Raw genomic sequence first — 18,181 nt, forward strand, 5'->3', positions numbered from 1 at the left:
TCCTCAGCCGCCCAGACGAGCGCAGTCGCCGGGGCCCAGGGGCACCGGGTCGCCGGCCGCGAGTTCGGCCAGCACCATCGCCTGCACCAGCGGGTCGCGGGGCAGTTGCCCGTGGCCGACCTGCGCCTGCGCGCACACCGACTGGACCTCGAGCTCCAGGGCACCCTCGAGGCGGGCGGACTCCGGCGGCGTCACCGTCTGGTCCTGCGCCGTCCAGATCGATACCCAGGTGGGGCCCTCCGGCGTCTCGTCGCCCTCGTTCAGGTCGGCCAGCAACTCGCTGTCGGTGGCCAGCTGCCGGCACGCCACCGGGCACTGCTCCGGGGCGACGGAGAGGGCCAGGTCGGCCAGCCGCGTGCCGTGGTGCGGCGACCCGAGCGTCACGATCCGGCGCGCCCGCTCCGCCCCGCCGTCGGCCGCCCACAGCCGGGCGACCACCCCGCCGGCGGAGTAGCCGACGACGTCGACGCTCCCGGCGCCGGTGCGACCCAGGGCGGCCTCGGCGGCGTCGTCGAGCGCCTCGGCCGCGGCGGCCAGGTCGCCGGTGCCCTCGCCCGGCAGCGCGACGACGGTGGCGTCGCGGCCCTCGGCGGTCAGCCGGTCGGCCAGCGACGCTAGCGATCCGGTGGACCCGCCGTAGCCGGGGACCAGCAGCACGGGGCCGGGCTCGTCCTGGGACACCGGGGCGGGTGGCGCGGCGTCCCCGCCCCGGCCGGTGAGCAGGAGCGCGGCGACGGCGACCGCCGCGACGAGGACCAGCGCGAGGAGGGTCAGCAACAGGCGGCGGCGGGCGGGGGCGAGGCCGGCGAGCACCGCTCCACTGTCCCCGGTCCCACCGGAGGGCGGTGCGGACCCGGCAGACTGCGCCCGTGCTGAGCCGCGACGAGTACCTCGCCGAGTGGTCGCGGTGGCACGGCGGCACCGACCCGGCGGCGAGCCGCCTCGTGCACGGCTGGCTGTCGCTGGCCTACGCGCTGGCACGGGCGCTGTCCTGGCTCCCGCCGCTCGCCGCGACGGCGCTCGGCCTGCTGGTGGCGGTGGCCGCGGTCGGGCCGGCCGTGGCCGGCGGTGCCTGGCTGGTCGCCGGCGGGCTGCTGATCGGGCTCTCGGGCCTGCTCGACTCCCTCGACGGGGCGCTGGCGCTCGCCGGCGGGCGGGCCTCGCGCCGCGGCTACGTCCTCGACTCCGCCGTCGACCGGCTCACCGAGGCCGCCTACGCGCTGGCCCTGTGGGCGGCCGGGGCGCCGGGCTGGCTGGCCGCCGTCTTCGGGGCGCTGTGCTGGCTGCCGGACTACCTGCGCGCCCGCGCGGGGCAGGCGGGGGTGGCCGAGACCGGGTCGATCTCGGTGTGGGAGCGGCCCACGCGGGTGGCGATGACCGGCTTCACCGTGGGCGGCGCGGGAATCGTGGCCGCGACCGGGCTGGACGCGGCCGCCGGGGTCGACGGCGGCCCGGCGATCGTGGTCACCGCCGGGGCCGCCGTCGGCGCCCTGCTCGGCCTGGTCGGCACCGCCCAGCTCGGCGTCTCGCTGCGCCGGGCGCTGGGTGACTAGTCGTGCTCCTCCGCGTGCTCGGTCAGCCGGTCGAGCGCCGACTGGTGGTCGGGTTCGGCGTCGGTGCGCCAGCCGCAGGCGCAGACCGCGACGTGGTCACCGATGCCGCCCTGGCCGTGGCCGGGCTCCAGCTTCTCCATCGTGGCGAGCGTGTGGTCGGTCATGGGACGGACCTACCCGCTCCGCCGCGCTGCACGCCGGACGGCGGGCTCCCCGCGGCGCCTCTTAGGGTGGGCGGGTTCCGCCGCCCCGTCCCGAGGAGCCCCCGTGCCCGTCGTCGTCACCGGCTCCATCGCCACCGACCACCTGATGACCTTCCCCGGCCGCTTCACCGAGCAGTTCGTGGAGGGGCAGATGGAGAACGTCTCCCTGTCGTTCCTGGTCGACGACCTCATCCAGCACCGCGGCGGCGCCGGCGCCAACATGGCCTACGGGATGGCGCTGCTCGGCCTCGCGCCCGTGCTGGTCGGCTCGGTGGGCAACGACTTCGCCGACTACGACGCCTGGCTCACCCGCCACGGCGTCGACACCGGCGACGTCCGCTGGTCGGAGCTGAAGCACACGGCACGCTTCGTGTGCACCACCGACGCGGTCAACAACCAGATCGCCTCCTTCTACTCGGGCGCGATGAGCGAGGCCGGCGAGATCGAGCTGGGCCCCGTGTGCGCGCGCGTCGGCGCCCCTGACCTCGTCGTCATCGGCCCCAACGACCCGACGGCGATGGCCCGCCACACCCAGGAGTGCCGCGACCGCGGCTACCCCTTCGCCGCCGACCCCAGCCAGCAGCTCGCCTGGGCCGACGGCGACCTGATCCGCGACCTCGTCGACGGCGCGGACCTGCTGTTCACCAACGAGTACGAGTCGGCGCTGCTCATGCAGAAGACCGGGTGGGACGCCGCGGAGGTCCTCGGCCGGGTGGGCACCTGGGTCACCACCCGCGCCGCCCAGGGCGTGCTCGTGCGGCAGCGCGACGCCGATCCGATCGAGGTCATCGCCGTCCCCGAGACCAAGCCGGTCGAGCCCACCGGCGGCGGCGACGCGCTGCGCGCCGGGTTCATCGCCGGCCGCACCTGGGGGCTGTCGCTGGAGCGGGCCACCCAGCTCGGCTCGGCGGTGGCCACCGAGGCCGTCGAGGTGGTCGGCACCCAGGAGTACGAGCTGCGCCGCGAGCCCTTCCTCGAGCGCTTCGCCGACGCGTTCGGCGCCGACGCCGCCGCCGAGGTGGCCGCGCACCTGCCGGGCTGAGCACCTCGTCGTCCTCCCGGACGGCACCGCGGCCAGGTGCCGTCCCCGGCCCTCGCCGAGCCCCGCCACGACGTCCCGGCCGCCGTCGGACCCTCGTTGCAGCCGGCCCCACCGCGATCATGGGGCTCGCGTGGCGACACGCCGCTCGCCGACGGCGTGCCGCCACCGGTCCTCCGTGATCGCCAGCGGCCCGCGCAGGGGCCTCGCGGGACCGGTCCGCTCAGCCGCCGCGGACCTGCTCGCCGATCGAGGGGTCCTCGGCCCACGTCGCGTAGGGGATCCGCGGGATCGTGCGGATGTCGCCGACGGTGCACCACTCGTTGCCGCCGAGGCGGGCCAGCGGCCGCAGCTCCTCGATCCGCGGTCGGCCGTCGCGCACGGCGTCGCTCACCACGCTCACCCACTCCACCCGGCCGAAGACGACGGTGCTGTCGCCCAGCCGCAGCGTGGAGTGCAGCGTGCACTCGATGCTCACCGGCGACTGCGCCACCCACAGCGCGCCCACCTTCTCGCTCGGCTCGAGCCGGATGCCGGCGGCCTCGGCCTCGCTCTGGTCGGGCGGGAAGTCGGTCCCCGTGGCGTTCGCCTGCTCGAAGAGCTCCTCGGGCACCAGGTTCACGGTGAACTCACCGGTCGCCTCGATGTTGGTCAGCGAGTCCTTGCGACCCACCGAGGTGAACTGCACGACCGGCGGTCGCACGCACGCCACCGTGTAGAAGGAGTGCGGCGCCAGGTTGTGCACGCCCTCGGCCGAGCGGGACAGCACCCACGCGATCGGCCGCGGCACGACGATCGAGTTCATCACCCGGTAGAAGTCCGACGGGCGCATCTGCCCGGGGTCGAAGGGCGTGCGGGGGCGGCTGGTCGCGGGCGGGTCCACGGGCGAGGTCACGCCCCATCCTCACCCCGCGTCAGCGCAGCGCGCGCCCGCGCCAGGTGAGCGTGCCCCGGCGCCGCCCCGTCAGCGACCCGGCCAGCAGCACGTCGAGGGCCAGCAGCGAGACCGGGTGGGCCAGCGCGTCGGGCCACACCCGCCCGCCGGTGACCGCGGCGGACACCGCGCGGCCGGCCACCCCGGCCGCCCAGCCGAGCAGCCCGGCGCGCGACCCGCGCAGGGCCGCCAGCGGGGGGACGACGCCGACGGCGGTGAGCACCGCGGCCGCCGCCACGGAGGCCGCCGGCGAGCCGCCGACCGACGCCCACAGCGACTTGCCGTAGCCCTCGCGCATCGCCGCCCAGCCGTCGTACATCCGGCACTCGGCCAGCGCCGCGCCGCTCGCGGGGACCGCCCGCCCGCCCGAGCGCTTGACCGCCCGGGCCAGCGCGACGTCCTCCACCACCTCGTCGCGCACCGCCGCGTGCCCGCGGGCACGCAGGTACCCGCGCCGGGTGAGCGCCAGGAACTGGCCGTTGGCGGCGGTCAGCGACGGCCGCGCCGAGCGCTCGGCGGCCCGCAGCGGCAACGTCGTCATCCACAGCCACGGCGACAGCGGCTGCACCAGCCGCTCGGCGAGCGTGCCGGCCACCGGCCGCGGCCACGGCGAGACCAGGTCCAGGCCGTGCGCGTCGAGCAGCGCCACGGCGGCGGCGACGGCGTCGGGGGCGAGGCGCACGTCGGCGTCGACGAAGACCAGGTAGCCGTCCTCGCGCATCGTCCGCGCGCCCACCCAGCAGGCGTGCGGCTTGCCGAGCCACCCGGCCGGGAGGTCGCCCGCCGGCACCAGCCGCACCCGCGGGTCGGCGACGGCGCGCACGCGGGCGGCCGTGCCGTCGGTGGAGCCGTCGTCGACGACGACCACCCGCAGGTCCGGGACGCCGGCCGAGGCGAGCACCGCGGCCAGGCACCCGCCGACCTGGACCTCCTCGTCGCGCACCGGCACGACGACGGTGACCGGGCGGGTCACCTCCGGCGGGCGGGCGGGCGCCCGCCGCAGCAGGGTGGCGTTGACCGCGGCGTGCGCGGCGCCGGCGACGGCCAGGCCGGACAGCACCCGGACGGCCGCGCCGCTCACCGCCGGCGGGCCTGCACGGCGAGGACCGCGACGACGACCGCCGTCAGCCCCGCGCCCCACGCCGCCGAGCCGGGCAGGTCCAGCCACAGCGCGTGGGCGAGCGCGCCGCCGGCGACCATCCAGCCGATCACCAGCAGCGGGGCGCCGTCCGCGCGCCGGCCGCCGGGGACCGCGGTGCGCTCGACGACGAGCTCCAGCACGGCCATGAGCACCAGCCCGGCGAGCAGCCAGCCGCCGAGGTTGGTCAGCGGCACCGTGTCGATGCCGGGCAGCCCGGGCGTGGGCTCCGCCCAGGTCCAGTAGCCGGCCTGCACCAGCTGGGGGTCGAGCACCACGTCCCACCCGGCGAACACCAGCGCGGCGACGACGGCCCGCGCGGCCCGCCGCCGGCCCGGGCGCACCCGGCGGGTGAGCAGCTCGGCGAGCACCCGGCTCGGCCAGGCCATCATCAGCCAGGCCAGCGGCACCAGGTACGGGACGTCGAGGACCTGCGGGCCCAGCGAGTCGGTGTAGGTGTAGGGCCCGTAGGGGAAGCCGGTCGCCGTCCCCACCGCCTCGAAGGCGATCGCGGTGACCACCACGACGGCGAGCACGGCCGCGCCGGTGCGCCCGCCGTGCCGGGCCGCCGCCGCGGTCACCGACACCGCCGAGCCGAGCAGCACGATCGTCCAGGACACCGCGTCGCGGGCGGTGCCCTCGACGAGCGGGTAGGCGATCGCGGCCAGCACGAGCAGGACGGCGAGGACCAGCGGCACCCGCGCGGGGGCCCCGGCCCGCCGGACGGCCGCCGTCGCGGCGCTCACCGCACCGCCCGCAGCAGCCGGCCCGCGGCGGCGCGGGCGCGCGCCACCCGGCCGCGGTCGGCGAGCACCGTGCGCGCCGCCGTCCGGCCGGAGTTGCCCGACACCCCGCCGCCGGGGTGGGTGGACGCGCCGGCCAGGTAGAGGCCGGCCAGGCCGGGGACGCGGTAGCCCGCCAGCGCCGGCGTCGGCCGGAAGGCGAACATGCTGGCCAGGCCCATCTCCACGTGCATCACGTTGCCGCGCAGCAGGGACAGCTCGCGCTCCAGCAGCAGCGGCGTCTGGACGTACACGTCCTGCACGGAGGCGGCGAAGCCGGGGGCGAACCGGTCGACGGCGGCCACCAGCCGCTCCGCCTCGCCCGCGGCGAGGGCGTCCCAGTCGCCGCCGTCGGCGAGGTCGTAGGGGTACCACTGCCCCCAGATCGTGACGACGTGCCGCCCGGGCGGGGTGAGGGTGTCGTCGCTCGCGGAGAACGACATCGCCAGCGGCACGGGCTCGCGCGGCAGCCGGCCGGCCAGCCAGTCGCCGTGGGCGGCGGCGAGCTGGGCGCGGTCGGTGCACAGCAGCTGCAGGCCCTGCGCGGACACCGCGGGGTCGACGCCCGGGTAGTGCGGGACGGCGTCGGTGAGGCAGCGCAGCACCAGCCCGAAGCCGTTGCCCACCGGTGGGGCGGCGTCGGCCAGCGCGGGCGGGGCGGACTCGCCGGCGAGGTCGCGGGTGGCGAGCACGTGGCAGGCGGCGACGACGACCGGCGCGGTGAGCCGGCGCCCCGACACCGTCTCGACGCCGGTCACCCGGTCGCCGTCGACGAGCAGCCGCGCGGCGCCGTCGCCGAGCGTGACCCGCCCGCCGTCGGACTCCAGCCGGCGCCGCAGTGCCGCCGTCAGCCCCCCGGAGCCGCCCACCGGGTGGCCCGGCGGGGTGTCGTGCAGCAGCGCCACCCACGCGACCATCGCCGCGGTGCCGGGCTCGGACATCGGCGGCCCGGACTGCGCGCCGAACCAGGCCAGCGCCGCCTTGAGCCGCTCGCTGGTGAACCAGCGGTCGAGCAGCGCGTCGCCGGAGCCCAGGAAGTCGACGGCGAGGTCGCCGCCGGGGGTGCGCGGGTTGCCGCCGGTGGGCGTGCCGAGCGGCCAGAACGCGCGGACCAGGCCCAGCGGGGTCGGGCGGCGGCCGAAGGAGTCGACGACGGCGCGGCTGCGCGGCCCCCACACCCCGACGAAGCGGCGGTAGGCGTCGGCGTCGGCCTGCCCGCAGGCGGCGGCGATCGAGGCGCAGGTGGCGTCGAGGTCGACGGAGAAGACCAGCGGCCGCCCGCCGGGGCCGGGGTCGCCGGGGGAGGGCGCGGGCGCGAAGCCCCACGGGTCGCAGTCGACGTAGGTCAGCCCGTGGGCGGCGAGGTCGAGCTCCTCGACCACCCCGCTGTGCCGGACGATCACGTGCGCGCTGGAGCCGCGGTCGACCCGCACACCCGGCCAGCGCTCGACGGTGGACACCGCGCCGCCGAGGACCTCGTCGCGCTCGACCACCTCGACGGTCAGCCCCTCGCGGGCCAGGTAGCAGGCGGCGACCAGCCCGTTGTGGCCCGCGCCGACGACGACGGCGTCGACGGCCCGGTCGGGTCCCGGCACGCTCAGCGGCGCACCGGCTGCAGCGGCAGCCGGGCGCCGAGGATGGCGAAGGGCCGCGCGTCGCCGGGGAAGTGGTGCCCGCGGGCGAGGTCGACGAAGCCGTCGGCGTGGTAGAGCCGGAAGGCCTTGGTGTCGGCGTCGGGCGTGGACAGCAGCGCGGCCGGCGCGTCGACGCCCTCGACGAGGGCGTGCAGCAGCTGCCGGCCGAGACCCCGGCTCTGGGTGTCGGGGTGCACGTGCAGCTCGCAGACCTCGAAGGCGCCGGGCAGCCAGCGCTTGGCGGTGCGCCGGTCGAGCGCCGCGCGCACCTGGTCGTGCCACCACTGCCCCGGGGCGACGAGGTAGCCGTAGCCGAAGCCGACGAGCTGCTCGCCGTCGGGCGTGGGGGCGAACGCGCCGACGGCGCGGAAGCCCGGGCGCTCGGTGTGCTGGACGGCGTACCCGTAGCGGCCGGCCACCACCGAGGCGTCGTAGCCCATGGCCGCGCCGTAGATGGCCAGCGCCTCGTGCATGTGGTCGCGCAGCCAGCCGGCGGGCAGCTCGGTCACCCGGGCGGCGGGCGTCGTGCCGGTCACGGTCTCTCCTCGTTCACTGGCCCTGACCGGCCTGCCGCGCCGGCGGGGGCCTGCAGGGTCTCGTGCGGGCCGTCGCCGACCTCGGCGGGGGTGCCGCCCGTCAGCCGCAGCAGCTGGTCGTAGGTGGTGGGGAAGACCGCCGACGGGTGTCCCGCGGCGGCCCAGACGCGCTCGTGGCGGGCCAGTTCGACGTCGACCAGCGTGCCGATCGGCTCGGGGTGCCCGACGGGGGCGACCCCGCCGATGGGCTGGCCGGTGTGCTCCCGGACGAAGTCGGCCGACGCGCGCTCGACGCGCGGCACGCCGAGCAGGGTGGCCACCTTGGCGGTGTCGACCCGGTGGGCGCCGCTGGTGACCACGAGCAGCGGCAGGCCGCCGACGTCGAACACCAGGCTGCTGGCGATCGCCCCGACCGGCACGCCGAGCCCGGCGGCGGCGTCGGCCGCGGTGCGGGCCCCGGCGGGGACCTCGCGCACCTCCCCGGCGACGCCGGCCGCGGCGAGCAGCCCGGCGATCGCGGCCACCCGGGGGTGGGCGGCGGGTCGGGTCATGGCGGCGATCCTGCCACCGCTGTCACACCCCCGCCGTACCGTCCGGCGCGCGGACGGGGAGTCCCCCGGCGGGCGCGTCCGGCTTGACGCGACCGGCGGGGTCGGGTCTACTCGAACTGTTCGAACAGACGTTCGAACGGGTCGAGCACCGCCCTGGGACTTCCCCGCCCGGGCGGGAGGCAGGCCGTCAGCGGCGCGGGGTGGGGAGTCGTCATGAGCCGGGTGCTGGGTGACGTCGGCGAGCGGGTCGGCGAGGAGGTGCGGGTCGAGCGGGGTCCGCTCGGGCCGGCGCAGTTCTGGCGCGGGCAGGGTCGCTACGTCGTCGGCGAGCTGCTCGACTCGTGGGTGGAGACCGCGCCCTGGTGGCAGCGGACCGCCGCCGGTGGCGCCTCGGCCGACCTCGTCGCCCCGCGCGAGGTGTACCGGGTCGAGGCGGTGCGGGCCGGGCGCTCGCGGATGAGCTTCGCCGGCGTCTACGACCTGTGCTGGGACGCGGCGGACAACCGCTGGTCGCTCGTGCGGGTGCACGACTGATGGGCGCCGCGCACGCCATGACCCACGACAGGGCCGACCAGCTGCCCCTCCCGCCGCCGCTGCCCGCGGCCACGGCCCAGCTGCTCGACCAGGCCACCCGGGCCCTGGCCGAGGCCTCGCGCGCCGCCGACGCGCGGGACCGCTACGCCACCGCCCACCTGGCCGCGCTGCGCGCCGCCGCCGCGGTGCTGTCCGCCCGCACCCGGCCCGAGAGCGGCCGTCGCCGGCCGCGCAGCGCCTGGGTGCTGCTCGAGCAGGTCGCCCCCGAGCTGGGGGAGTGGGCCTCCTTCTTCGCCGCCGGCGCGGCCAAGCGGGCCGCGGCGGAGGCCGGGCTGTCCCGCGCGGTCACCGAGCGCGAGGCCGACGACCTGGTCCGCGACTCCGGCGCCTTCCTCGCCGTGGTCGAGGAGGTGCTGGCCCGCACGCCGGAGCCCGCGCCCCGGCCGCGCGTCGTCGGCGGCACCGCCCACCGTCCCGCGCGCGGGCGGTGAGCGGCGACCCCTTCGTCCACCTGCACGTCGCCTCCGGGTACTCCCTGCGCTACGGGGCCAACCACCCCGCCGACCTCGTGGCCCGCGCCGCCGAGCACGGCATGGGTGCGCTGGCCCTGACCGACCGCGACGGCCTCTACGGCGCGGTCAAGTTCGCGCAGGCCTGCCGCTCGGCGGGGGTGCGCCCGCTGTTCGGGGTCGACCTCGCGGTCGCCCCGGCGGTGGACACCACCGTGCCGCCGGCGCTGGCGCGCGTGCTGGGGGAGGACGACGAGCTGGCGGCCCGGCGCGCGGGTGGGCGCGGTGCGGGTGGGCACGGTCCCGGTACCGGCCGGGGAGCGCCGGCGCGGCGCAGCCCGGTGCGCGGCGGGGCGAGCGTCGACCCGCGGCTGCCGCGGGTCACCTTCCTCGCCCGCGACGGCGCGGGCTGGCGGTCGCTGTGCCGGCTGACCAGCGCCACGCACCTGCGCGGCACCCGCGGCGAGCCGGTCGCCTCGCTGGCGCTGGCCGCCGAGCACGCGCCCGGCCTGGTCGCGGTGCTCGGCCCCGACTCGCCGGTGGGCCGCGCGCTGGCCGCCGGCCGGGCCGACGTCGCCTCCGCGCGGCTGGACGCCTGGCGGTCGGTGTTCGGCCCCGGGTCGCTGGTGGTCGAGCTGGTGCACCACCGCGGCCGCGGCGACCGGCTGCGCGCCCAGCGGCTGGTGCGCTTCGCCGCCGAGGAGGGCGTGCCGGTGGTGCTGAGCAACGCCGTCCGCTACGTCGACGCCATCGACGCGCCCACCGCCGACGTCCTCGACGCCTCCCGGCGGCTGGTCGCCCTCGACACCCGGCACGTCGACCGGCGCACCGCCGAGGGGTACCTCAAGTCGGGCAAGGAGATGGCCGAGGTCGCCGAGGAGATCGCCGGCCCCGACCGCGACGCGGCGCTGCGGCTGCTCGAGCGCACCGCCCGGCTGGCCGAGCAGTGCGCCGTCGACGTCCGCGAGGACCTCGGCATCGGCACCGTGCGCTACCCCGAGCTCGACGTCGTCACCTCCCCCGCGGAGCGGGGGATGGGCCCCTCGCAGGTGCTGCGGGCCCGCTGCGAGGCGGGGCTGGGCCGGCGCGGGATGGCGCGCAGCGAGGAGGTGCTGGTGCGGCTGGAGGAGGAGCTCGCCGTCATCGACTCCCTCGGCTACCCCTCCTACTTCCTCACCGTCGCCGACGTGGTCGACCTCATCAAGAGCCTGAGGGTCCGGGCGGCGGCGCGCGGGTCGGGCGCGGGCAGCCTGGTCACCTACCTGCTCGGCATCTCCGACGTCGACCCGATCCGCTACGGCCTGCTCATGGAGCGGTTCCTCTCCCCGCTGCGCCACCAGCTGCCCGACATCGACATCGACGTGGAGTCCGCCCGGCGGATGGAGGTCTACGACGCGGTCATCGACCGCTTCGGCGCCCACCGGGTCAGCTGCATCTCGATGATGGACACCTACCGGGTGCGGCACGCCATCCGCGACGTCGGCGCCGCGCTCGGCCTGCCGCCGGGCGAGGTCGACGCCGTCGCCAAGGCCTTCCCGCACATCCGGGCCAACCAGGTGCACGCGGCGCTGCGCGACCTGCCGGAGCTGCGGGCCAGCCGGCTGGGCTCCCAGCGCGGCGGCGGCACCGGCGACCTCGACCTGCTGTTCGACCTCGTCGCCCGGCTCGACGGCCTGCCCCGGCACATCGCGCTGCACCCGTGCGGGGTGCTGCTGTCCGACGCCACGCTGCTCGACCGCACGCCGGTGGAGAGCAGCTACCTGGGCTACCCGATGAGCCAGTTCGACAAGGACGACGTCGAGGAGCTCGGGCTGCTCAAGCTCGACCTGCTGGGCATCCGGATGCAGTCGGCGATCGCCCACGCGATCGGCGAGGTGGCCCGGGTCGACGGCGAGACCCTCGACATCGACGCCGTCCCGCGCGACGACCCGACCACCTTCGAGCTGATCCGCAGCACCCGGACCCTCGGCATGTTCCAGATCGAGTCGCCGGGGCAGCGGGAGCTGGTCGGCAAGTTCGGGCCGGAGACGTTCGAGGACATCGTCATCGACATCTCGCTGTTCCGGCCCGGGCCGGTGAAGAGCGACATGGTGACGCCGTTCCTGCTGGCCCGGAACGGCTGGCGCGACCCGGTCTACCCGCACCCCGACCTCGCGCCGTACCTGCGGGAGACCGCCGGCGTCGTCGTCTTCCACGAGCAGGTGCTGCAGATCGTGGCGCAGATGACCGGCTGCGACCTCGCCCAGGCCGACGAGGCCCGCCGCGCGCTGGGGGACAGGGAGCTGCACCCGGAGGTGCGGGCCTGGTTCGTGCCGGAGGCGCTGCAGCGCTACCCCGTCGAGGTCGTCGAGAAGGTGTGGGAGGTACTGGTCGCCTTCGGCTCGTTCGGGTTCTGCAAGGCGCACGCGGCGGCGTTCGCGCTGCCCACCTACCAGTCGGCGTGGCTCAAGACCCACCACCCGGCGGCCTTCCTCGCCGGGGTGCTCACCCACGACCCGGGCATGTACCCGAAGCGGCTGATCCTCGACGACGCCCGCAACTTCGGCATCCGGGTGCTCGGCCTCGACGTCAACGCCTCGGACGCCACCTACCGGGTGGAGCGGCTGGGCGAGGACGACCGCCCGGAGGAGCCGCCGCGCCGGCCGGAGTGGATGCCCGCGGCGATGGCCGACCCGTCGGCCTACGGCATCCGGCTGTCCCTCGCCGACGTCAAGGGCATCGCCGACGACGAGGTGGCCCGGATAGTCGCCGGGCAGCCCTACCGCTCGCTGCCCGACCTCTGGAACCGGGCGTCGGTGTCGCGGCCGGTGGTGGAACGGCTCGTGCTCGCCGGCGGGTTCGACTCGCTCTACGGGTTCGGCGTGCGCGACCGCGAGGCCGGCCGGCCCACCCGCTCCCGGCAGTCGGTGACCCGCCGCGACCTGCTGCTGCAGATCAGCGAGCTCGACCGCTGGAGCCGCAGCGGGAGACGGGCCGGCGCGGTGGGGCAGCTCAGCCTCGACCTGCTCGGCCTCGACCTCGGGGAGGACGCCGAGGACGACGCGGAGGAGGGCGGCGCCGGGTGGGCCGGGGCGGAGCCGGAGGGGTCCGGGCTGCCCGAGTTCACCGACGCCGAGCTGGTGCGCGCCGAGCTCGAGGTGCTCGGCCTGGACGCCAGCCGGCACGTCGTCGACTTCTACCGGCCGTTCCTGTCGGCGGTGGGCGCGGTGCCGGCCGGTGACCTGCTCGGCTGCCGCAGCGGCGCGGAGGTGCTGGTGGCCGGGGTCAAGGTGGCCACCCAGACGCCGCCGATCCGGTCGGGCCGGCGGGTGGTGTTCGTGACCCTCGACGACGGCACCGGCTGCACCGACTCCACCTTCTTCGAGGACGTGCAGGGGCCGTACGCCGCCACGGTGTTCCACTCCTGGCTCCTGGTCATCCGCGGGGTGCTGCGCCGCACCGGCCCGCGCGGGGTGTCGATCCGGGCCACCGGGGCGTGGGAGCTGCCGGCGCTGCACGAGGCGTGGGAGACCGGCGGCCTGGCCGGGGTGGCCGAGCTGATGGCCGCGCCGGGGGAGTACACCGACCAGGCCATCGCCGGGGCGGCGGCCTCGCACGGGTCGCGGCCGGTGGTGGTCAAGCCGGTGCTCGTGCACCCGACGGGCTTCCGGATGTCGCCCTACGCCGACATCAAGCCCGCCGGCGACGACGCCGCCACCGCCGCCCGCCGGGCCGCGGCGTCGTCGCGGGGGGCCGCCCCGCGGAAGCTGTGGCACTCCAGCCCCGGCAGCTCCGGCCACTGAGCCGCCCCGCCGGCTCCGCGCCGCGCCGGCGGCTCCGCGTGACAGGCGCCGGCCGCCCTCCGGCCGGCTGCCTGCTGCGATCACGGAGCTGCCGTGGCGACACCCCGGCGTCGCCCGGGGTGTCGCCACCGTGCCGCCGTGATCGCCGGCGTACCGATGAGTTCGCGGGCGCCGGGCCGTCTGCACCCCGAGCGCCGGCGCCCCCGACCGGCCCGCGGAGGAGGACAGCCATGCCGGAGCAGATCCCCTGCCTGTGGTTCGACGGCCGAGCCGAGGAGGCCGCCGAGTACTACACGTCGGTCTTCCCGCGCTCGGAGATCACCCAGGTCTCCCGCGGCCCCGGAGACCAGGCCATGACGGTCAGCTTCACCCTCGACGGCTGCCCCTACGTCGCGCTCAACGGCGGCCCCGAGTTCACCTTCACCGAGGCGGTCAGCTTCCAGATCCACTGCGCCGACCAGGACGAGGTCGACCACTACTGGTCCCGGCTGACCGACGGCGGGGAGGAGAGCCAGTGCGGCTGGCTGAAGGACCGCTTCGGCGTCTCCTGGCAGGTCGTCCCCGTCGAGCTGTTCGCGCTGCTGTCCGACCCCGACCCGGGCCGGGCCCAGCGCGCGACCCAGGCGATGCTGCGGATGCGGAGGATCGTCGTCGCCGACCTCCGCGAGGCCGCCGACGGCGTCCCCGCCTGAACCGCCCGGTGGCGGGGCAGCGGCGGCACTAGGGTCGGTCGGGTGCCGCCGACTGCCCCCGACCCGTCCTCCGGCGAGCAGCTGCCCGTCCGGACCGCCGCGGTGTGGGCCGCGCTCGACCCCCTGGTCGGCGCCGGCACCCCGCTGCGGGTGCTCGACGTCGGCGGCGGCAGCGGCGGCTTCGCCGTCCCGCTCGCTCGACTCGGCCACGAGGTCACCGTCGTCGACCCCAGTGCCGACGCCCTCGCCACCCTCGAGCGCCGCGCCCAGAACGCCGGCGTCGGGGACCGCGTCCGCGGCCTGCAGGGCGACGGCGACCTGCTGCACGAGCTGCCGCTCGGGGGCAGCGACGGCGGCGGCAGTGACGGCGGCGGTTACGACCTCGCGCTCTGCCACGCCGTCCTCGAGGTGGTCGACGACCCGGCCACCACGCTCGGCGAGATCACCCGCACCCTGCGGCCGGGCGGGCAGGTCAGCGTGGCGACGGCGAACCGCGCCGGCGCCGTCCTCGCCCGCGCGCTGTCCGGCCACCCCAAGGAGGCGCTCGCGCTGCTCGAGGACCGCGACCCCGCGCCCGGCCGCACCCGCCCCGCCCGCCGTCGCTTCGGCCCCGCCGACCTGCTCGCGCTGGTCGAGGGCGCCGGGCTGGCGCCGGGGGAGTGGCGCGGCGTCGCCGTCGTCGCCGACCTGCTCGACGCCAACTCCGGCGCCGACCCGGCCGCCGTCCGCCGGCTCGAGCTGGCCCTGGCCGCCGCCTCGCCCTACCGCGACGTCGCCACCGGCCTGCACGTGCTGGCCACCCGCCCGTGACCGTGCTCCCCGACGGGCTGGTCCGCCCCGCCTACGGCGACCGCACCCTCGCCGACGTGCTGCCCGGCGTCGCCACCGCCCTCGGGGTCGCCGTCGACCGCGCCGGCCTGCCGACGGACCCGCTCGGCCTCACCGCCGCGCTCGGCGGGGCCCGCCGGGTCGCCGTCCTGCTCGTCGACGGACTCGGCGCTCAGCTGCTGCGCGACCACGCGCACCTCGCGCCCACCCTCGCCGCGCTCGCCACCCCGGCCGGCGACCTCGACGCGCCCTGCCCGAGCACCACGCCGGTCAGCCTCACCACCCTCGGCACCGGCGTCCCCCCGGGCGGGCACGGCGTCCTCGGCTTCGTCACCGCCGTGCCCGGCGAGGACCGGCTGCTCAACCACGTCGCCTGGTCCGACGACCCCGACCCGCGCGACTGGCAGCCCCGCCCCACCGTCTTCGAGCAGGCCGCCGCGGCCGGGCTGCCGGTCACCGCGGTCGCGCCCTACGCCTACAACGGGTCGGGCCTGTCCACCGCCGCCTACCGCGGCGCCACCTACTCGGGCACCGTCAGCGCCGGCGACCTCGCCGCCGTGCTGCTGCAGTCCCTCGCGCTCGCGCCCACCGGCCTGGTCTACGGCTACACGCCCGAGCTCGACCTCACCGGCCACGTCCGCGGCGTCGACTCCGACAGCTGGCGGCTGCAGCTCGCCCTCGTCGACCGGGTGGTCGAGCAGGTCGTCGACGGCCTGCCCGCTGACGCCGCCCTGCTGGTCACCGCCGACCACGGCATGCTCGACGTCCCGGCGCACACCCGCGTCGACGTCGACGACGAACCCGCGATGCTCGACGGCGTCGCCCTGCTCGCCGGCGAGCCGCGGGCCCGCTACGCGCACGCGGTGCCCGGCGCGGCGGCCGACGTCCTCGACGCCTGGCGCGGCGTCCTCGGTGACCGGGCCTGGGTCGCCGGCCGCGACGAGGCCGTGGCCAGCGGCGTCTTCGGCGACGTCGACGCCTCCCTCGCCGGCCGGATCGGCGACGTCGTCGCGCTGGCCCGCGGGCCCTGGGCGATCACCGCGTCGGCCACCGAGCCCGGCCCGAGCCGGCTGGCGGCCTACCACGGGTCGCTCACCGCGGCGGAGGTGGCGATCCCGCTGCTGCTGGCCCGCGGGCGCGCGCTCTAGGAGAACGCCAGCGCCGTCCACTCCCGCGGGTGGGCGGCGTGCAGCGCCTTGCAGGTGAGCTGCGCGGCCTGCGCGGCCGGCCGGCTCTCCACCCGCACGGCGACCTCGCCGTCGGGCCCGCCGAGGACGACGTCGAACAGCTCGACCCCGTCGCCGCCCGGGTCGGGCAGCCGGCGGGTGCTGCGCGGCGGCAGGTCGTCGACGCCGAGCAGGCCGAGCCGCTCGCGGGCGAAGTGCTGCGCGGCCTGCACCGGCAGCGGCAGGCCCGCCCGCCCGCGCAGGAACGGCAGTGCCACCTCGCCGCGGGCGTGCGCGGTCACGAGGTCCGCGCCGTCGCCGGGCACCTGGGCGTAGGCGAACCCGTGCGGCAGCACCAGCACGTTGGTGGCGAACCGGCAGCCGCCGAGGTGGCTGCACTCCCAGACGTCGAGGGCGTCGGGCGCCGGCATCGACCGGGCCAGCGGCCGGCCGCGCAGGGCGCAGCAGGCGTCGTGCTGGCCGTGCGTGCACACGAGGTACAGCGGCCGGTCGGCGCGCTCACCGGCCGAGCCGTCCCACGGCGCCTCGAGCAGGTCGGCGTCGGCCTGGCGCTCGGACCACCACAGCCCCTCGTGGCCGGGCCGGCCGTCGGCGTAGGCCCACCGCCGCCCCGGCCCCGCCGCCCGCTCGCCCGGCCGGCGGACCAGCAACACCCGCACGCCCTCGGCGCGGGCGCGGCGGGCCAGCAGCGGGGCGACGGCGGCGTCGAACCGGGACCCGGGGAGCGCGTCGCGGCCCCACGGGCCCGGCTGCTCCACCAGCAGCCAGCGCTGCGCCGGCCCGGCCGTGGCGACGGGGGAGTCGCCACGGGCCAGGGCGGTCACCGAGCAGCGGGTCGGGTCCAGTCGTCCGGTCCGGACCGCGGCGCTCACCCTCGGCAGGGCAGCGGGCTCACGACCCGGTCCCGAGGGCGTCGGCACGCTCCCCATCGTCCCCGCCGGCGTCGGGTGCGGGCGCACCCGGTCCGGCCGGTCCCGGCTCGGGGGCGGTGGCGGGCACGCCGTCGACGGGACCGAGGTGCGCGTCGGCGACGACCGCGACCGACTCGGTCACCAGCCGGCGGGCCAGCGTGAGCTGGTCGGCCGGCTCCAGGCCGGCCAGGTCGGCGACCTTGAGCTCGCCGCTGGCCAGCAGGGCCTCCAGCGCCGGGCGGGTGGCGGCGGGGAACTCGTGCGACCGGCGGCCGCCGAGCAGGGTGACCCGGTCGCCGGCGGCCGGGGCGGCGGAGGAGGGGCGCAGGGCGGTGCGCAGCCGGGGCCGCAGCCGCAGCACGCTGTCGGGCGACAGCGCCGCGGCCGCGGTGGCCTGCGCCAGCGGCGCGACCGGCTCGGGCCGGACCTGCGCCCAGGCACGCCCGCGCACCCGGTCGGCCACCTGGCCGGCGTCGACCCGGCCCAGCCACTCCTGCAGCGCGCCCACCACGGTGGCGACGTCGTCGCGCAGCGCATCGGGGTCGGCGAGGTCGACGCCCAGCGGCAGCGTCCGGCGCAGCTCGCGGTCGTCGGCGGCCAGCGTGCGCACCAGGTCGAGCACCGACTCCACCGCCGACCAGCGGGTGACCGAGTGCACGCCGATGGTCAGGTGCGCGCTGGTCCGCCCCAGCGCGACGGCCGAGTGCAGGTAGCCGCGCGGCAGGTAGAGCGCGTCGCCGGGCCGCAGCACGGCGTCGATCACCGGCTCGCGCTGCGCGGCGGCGGCCACCTCGGCGGCCCGGTCGTTCCACGGCTGGGTGCGCAGCGGCTCCTCGAGCACCGGCTCGTGGATCGTCCAGTGCTTCTCGCCGGCGACCTGCAGCACGAAGACGTCGTGGACGTCGTAGTGCGGGCTGAACCCGCGCGAGGACGGCGGGGTGATGTAGGCGTTGACCTGCGTGGGGTGCCCCAGGTCGGCGGCCAGCTGGTCGGCGAACTCGATCAGCGGCGGCCAGAGCCGGTGCAGGCCCTGCAGGACCACGGTGCTGCCGTCGGCGAACAGGCGCAGCACGGCGTCGGAGGAGACCTGGTCGGCCACCTCGGCGCCGGCGCCGCCGGACGTGGTGAAGCGCTTCGCGTCGACGACCGCGCCGTCCTTGGCGATGCGGATGAAGGGCGTGCGCAGCCCCCGGCGGGAGAGCAGCTCGTCGACGTCGGCCAGCGTGAGCAGGTCGGCGAAGGACTCCCCGGTGTCCTCGGCGCGGGTCAGCAGCGGGCGGCGGGACCAGTGCTGCTCGGCGAAGACGGCGGGGTCGAGGTGGGTGCACCGGCGCAGGGCCGGGCGGAGGTCAGCTCCGCCCGGCCCCG

General features: G+C 77.6%; 18 protein-coding genes. 8 read left to right on the plus strand and 10 right to left on the minus strand.

The genetic code is table 11. From position 1 onward, the window contains the following. Positions 1 to 3 precede the first annotated feature (3 nt). Positions 4 to 813, minus strand: a complete 810-nt coding sequence (locus ACI79X_RS16330; protein ID WP_457026468.1) for a lipase family alpha/beta hydrolase — start codon at positions 811 to 813, stop codon at positions 4 to 6. Positions 814 to 869: 56 nt separating this feature from the next. Here ACI79X_RS16330 and ACI79X_RS16335 point away from each other — a divergent pair, with 56 nt between their 5' ends. After that, the gene (locus ACI79X_RS16335; protein ID WP_457026469.1) at positions 870 to 1,553 is read left to right on the plus strand and encodes a CDP-alcohol phosphatidyltransferase family protein; all 684 of its coding nucleotides are present in this window, start codon (positions 870 to 872) and stop codon (positions 1,551 to 1,553) included. Here ACI79X_RS16335 and ACI79X_RS16340 read toward each other — a convergent pair. Continuing rightward, the gene (locus ACI79X_RS16340) at positions 1,550 to 1,717 is read right to left on the minus strand and encodes a hypothetical protein (RefSeq protein WP_457026470.1); all 168 of its coding nucleotides are present in this window, start codon (positions 1,715 to 1,717) and stop codon (positions 1,550 to 1,552) included. The two genes, ACI79X_RS16335 and ACI79X_RS16340, sit on opposite strands and share 4 nt — an antisense overlap. A gap of 103 nt (positions 1,718 to 1,820) precedes the next feature. Here ACI79X_RS16340 and ACI79X_RS16345 point away from each other — a divergent pair, with 103 nt between their 5' ends. Then, on the plus strand, positions 1,821 to 2,798 hold the full coding sequence (locus ACI79X_RS16345) for a carbohydrate kinase family protein (RefSeq protein ID WP_457026471.1): 978 nt from the start codon (positions 1,821 to 1,823) through the stop codon (positions 2,796 to 2,798). A gap of 220 nt (positions 2,799 to 3,018) precedes the next feature. Here the strand turns inward: ACI79X_RS16345 and ACI79X_RS16350 are convergent, their stop codons facing one another. From ACI79X_RS16350 to ACI79X_RS16375, 6 genes are read right to left on the minus strand one after another with little or no spacing between them, the layout of a single operon-like run. Next, positions 3,019 to 3,690 (minus strand): flavin reductase family protein, encoded by a 672-nt coding sequence (locus tag ACI79X_RS16350; protein WP_457026472.1) that lies wholly within the window; start codon positions 3,688 to 3,690, stop codon positions 3,019 to 3,021. 19 nt (positions 3,691 to 3,709) lie between these two features. Continuing rightward, positions 3,710 to 4,810 (minus strand): glycosyltransferase, encoded by a 1,101-nt coding sequence (locus ACI79X_RS16355; RefSeq protein ID WP_457026473.1) that lies wholly within the window; start codon positions 4,808 to 4,810, stop codon positions 3,710 to 3,712. Next, positions 4,807 to 5,613 (minus strand): carotenoid biosynthesis protein, encoded by an 807-nt coding sequence (locus tag ACI79X_RS16360; protein WP_457026474.1) that lies wholly within the window; start codon positions 5,611 to 5,613, stop codon positions 4,807 to 4,809. Before ACI79X_RS16360 ends, ACI79X_RS16355 begins: the two co-directional genes overlap by 4 nt. Further along, positions 5,610 to 7,244, minus strand: coding sequence for a phytoene desaturase family protein (locus ACI79X_RS16365; RefSeq protein WP_457026475.1), 1,635 nt, complete (start codon positions 7,242 to 7,244; stop codon positions 5,610 to 5,612). The genes ACI79X_RS16360 and ACI79X_RS16365 overlap by 4 nt, the downstream gene beginning before the upstream one ends. Before the next feature lie 2 nt (positions 7,245 to 7,246). Next, positions 7,247 to 7,819, minus strand: a complete 573-nt coding sequence (locus tag ACI79X_RS16370) for a GNAT family N-acetyltransferase (protein ID WP_457026476.1) — start codon at positions 7,817 to 7,819, stop codon at positions 7,247 to 7,249. Beyond that, positions 7,816 to 8,370, minus strand: a complete 555-nt coding sequence (locus ACI79X_RS16375; protein WP_457026477.1) for a YbaK/EbsC family protein — start codon at positions 8,368 to 8,370, stop codon at positions 7,816 to 7,818. Before ACI79X_RS16375 ends, ACI79X_RS16370 begins: the two co-directional genes overlap by 4 nt. A 213-nt stretch (positions 8,371 to 8,583) precedes the next feature. Between ACI79X_RS16375 and ACI79X_RS16380 the strand changes: the two genes are divergently transcribed. The 6 genes from ACI79X_RS16380 to ACI79X_RS16405 all read left to right on the plus strand — a co-directional run bounded on the left by ACI79X_RS16380 (position 8,584) and on the right by ACI79X_RS16405 (position 15,863). Continuing rightward, positions 8,584 to 8,904, plus strand: a complete 321-nt coding sequence (locus tag ACI79X_RS16380; protein WP_073422403.1) for a DUF6504 family protein — start codon at positions 8,584 to 8,586, stop codon at positions 8,902 to 8,904. Continuing rightward, entirely contained in the window at positions 8,904 to 9,395 is a 492-nt protein-coding gene (locus tag ACI79X_RS16385) for an SAV_6107 family HEPN domain-containing protein (RefSeq protein ID WP_457026478.1), read from the plus strand. The genes ACI79X_RS16380 and ACI79X_RS16385 overlap by 1 nt, the downstream gene beginning before the upstream one ends. Continuing rightward, positions 9,392 to 13,195, plus strand: a complete 3,804-nt coding sequence (locus ACI79X_RS16390) for a DNA polymerase III subunit alpha (RefSeq protein ID WP_457026479.1) — start codon at positions 9,392 to 9,394, stop codon at positions 13,193 to 13,195. The genes ACI79X_RS16385 and ACI79X_RS16390 overlap by 4 nt, the downstream gene beginning before the upstream one ends. Positions 13,196 to 13,425: 230 nt before the next feature. Next, on the plus strand, positions 13,426 to 13,887 hold the full coding sequence (locus ACI79X_RS16395; protein WP_457026480.1) for a VOC family protein: 462 nt from the start codon (positions 13,426 to 13,428) through the stop codon (positions 13,885 to 13,887). 42 nt (positions 13,888 to 13,929) lie between these two features. Next, on the plus strand, positions 13,930 to 14,697 hold the full coding sequence (locus ACI79X_RS16400) for a class I SAM-dependent methyltransferase (RefSeq protein WP_457026481.1): 768 nt from the start codon (positions 13,930 to 13,932) through the stop codon (positions 14,695 to 14,697). Continuing rightward, a complete protein-coding gene (locus ACI79X_RS16405; protein ID WP_457026482.1) occupies positions 14,694 to 15,863 on the plus strand; it encodes an alkaline phosphatase family protein in 1,170 nt (389 codons plus the stop codon). Before ACI79X_RS16400 ends, ACI79X_RS16405 begins: the two co-directional genes overlap by 4 nt. Here ACI79X_RS16405 and ACI79X_RS16410 read toward each other — a convergent pair. Together ACI79X_RS16410 and ACI79X_RS16415 are read right to left on the minus strand one after the other, a co-directional pair. Next, a complete protein-coding gene (locus ACI79X_RS16410) occupies positions 15,860 to 16,774 on the minus strand; it encodes a sucrase ferredoxin (protein WP_457026483.1) in 915 nt (304 codons plus the stop codon). The genes ACI79X_RS16405 and ACI79X_RS16410 overlap by 4 nt on opposite strands. Positions 16,775 to 16,793: 19 nt before the next feature. Continuing rightward, positions 16,794 to 18,149, minus strand: coding sequence for a cupin domain-containing protein (locus ACI79X_RS16415; protein WP_457026484.1), 1,356 nt, complete (start codon positions 18,147 to 18,149; stop codon positions 16,794 to 16,796). Positions 18,150 to 18,181 lie beyond the last annotated feature (32 nt).

The organism is Geodermatophilus sp. SYSU D01119, from assembly GCF_054049975.1.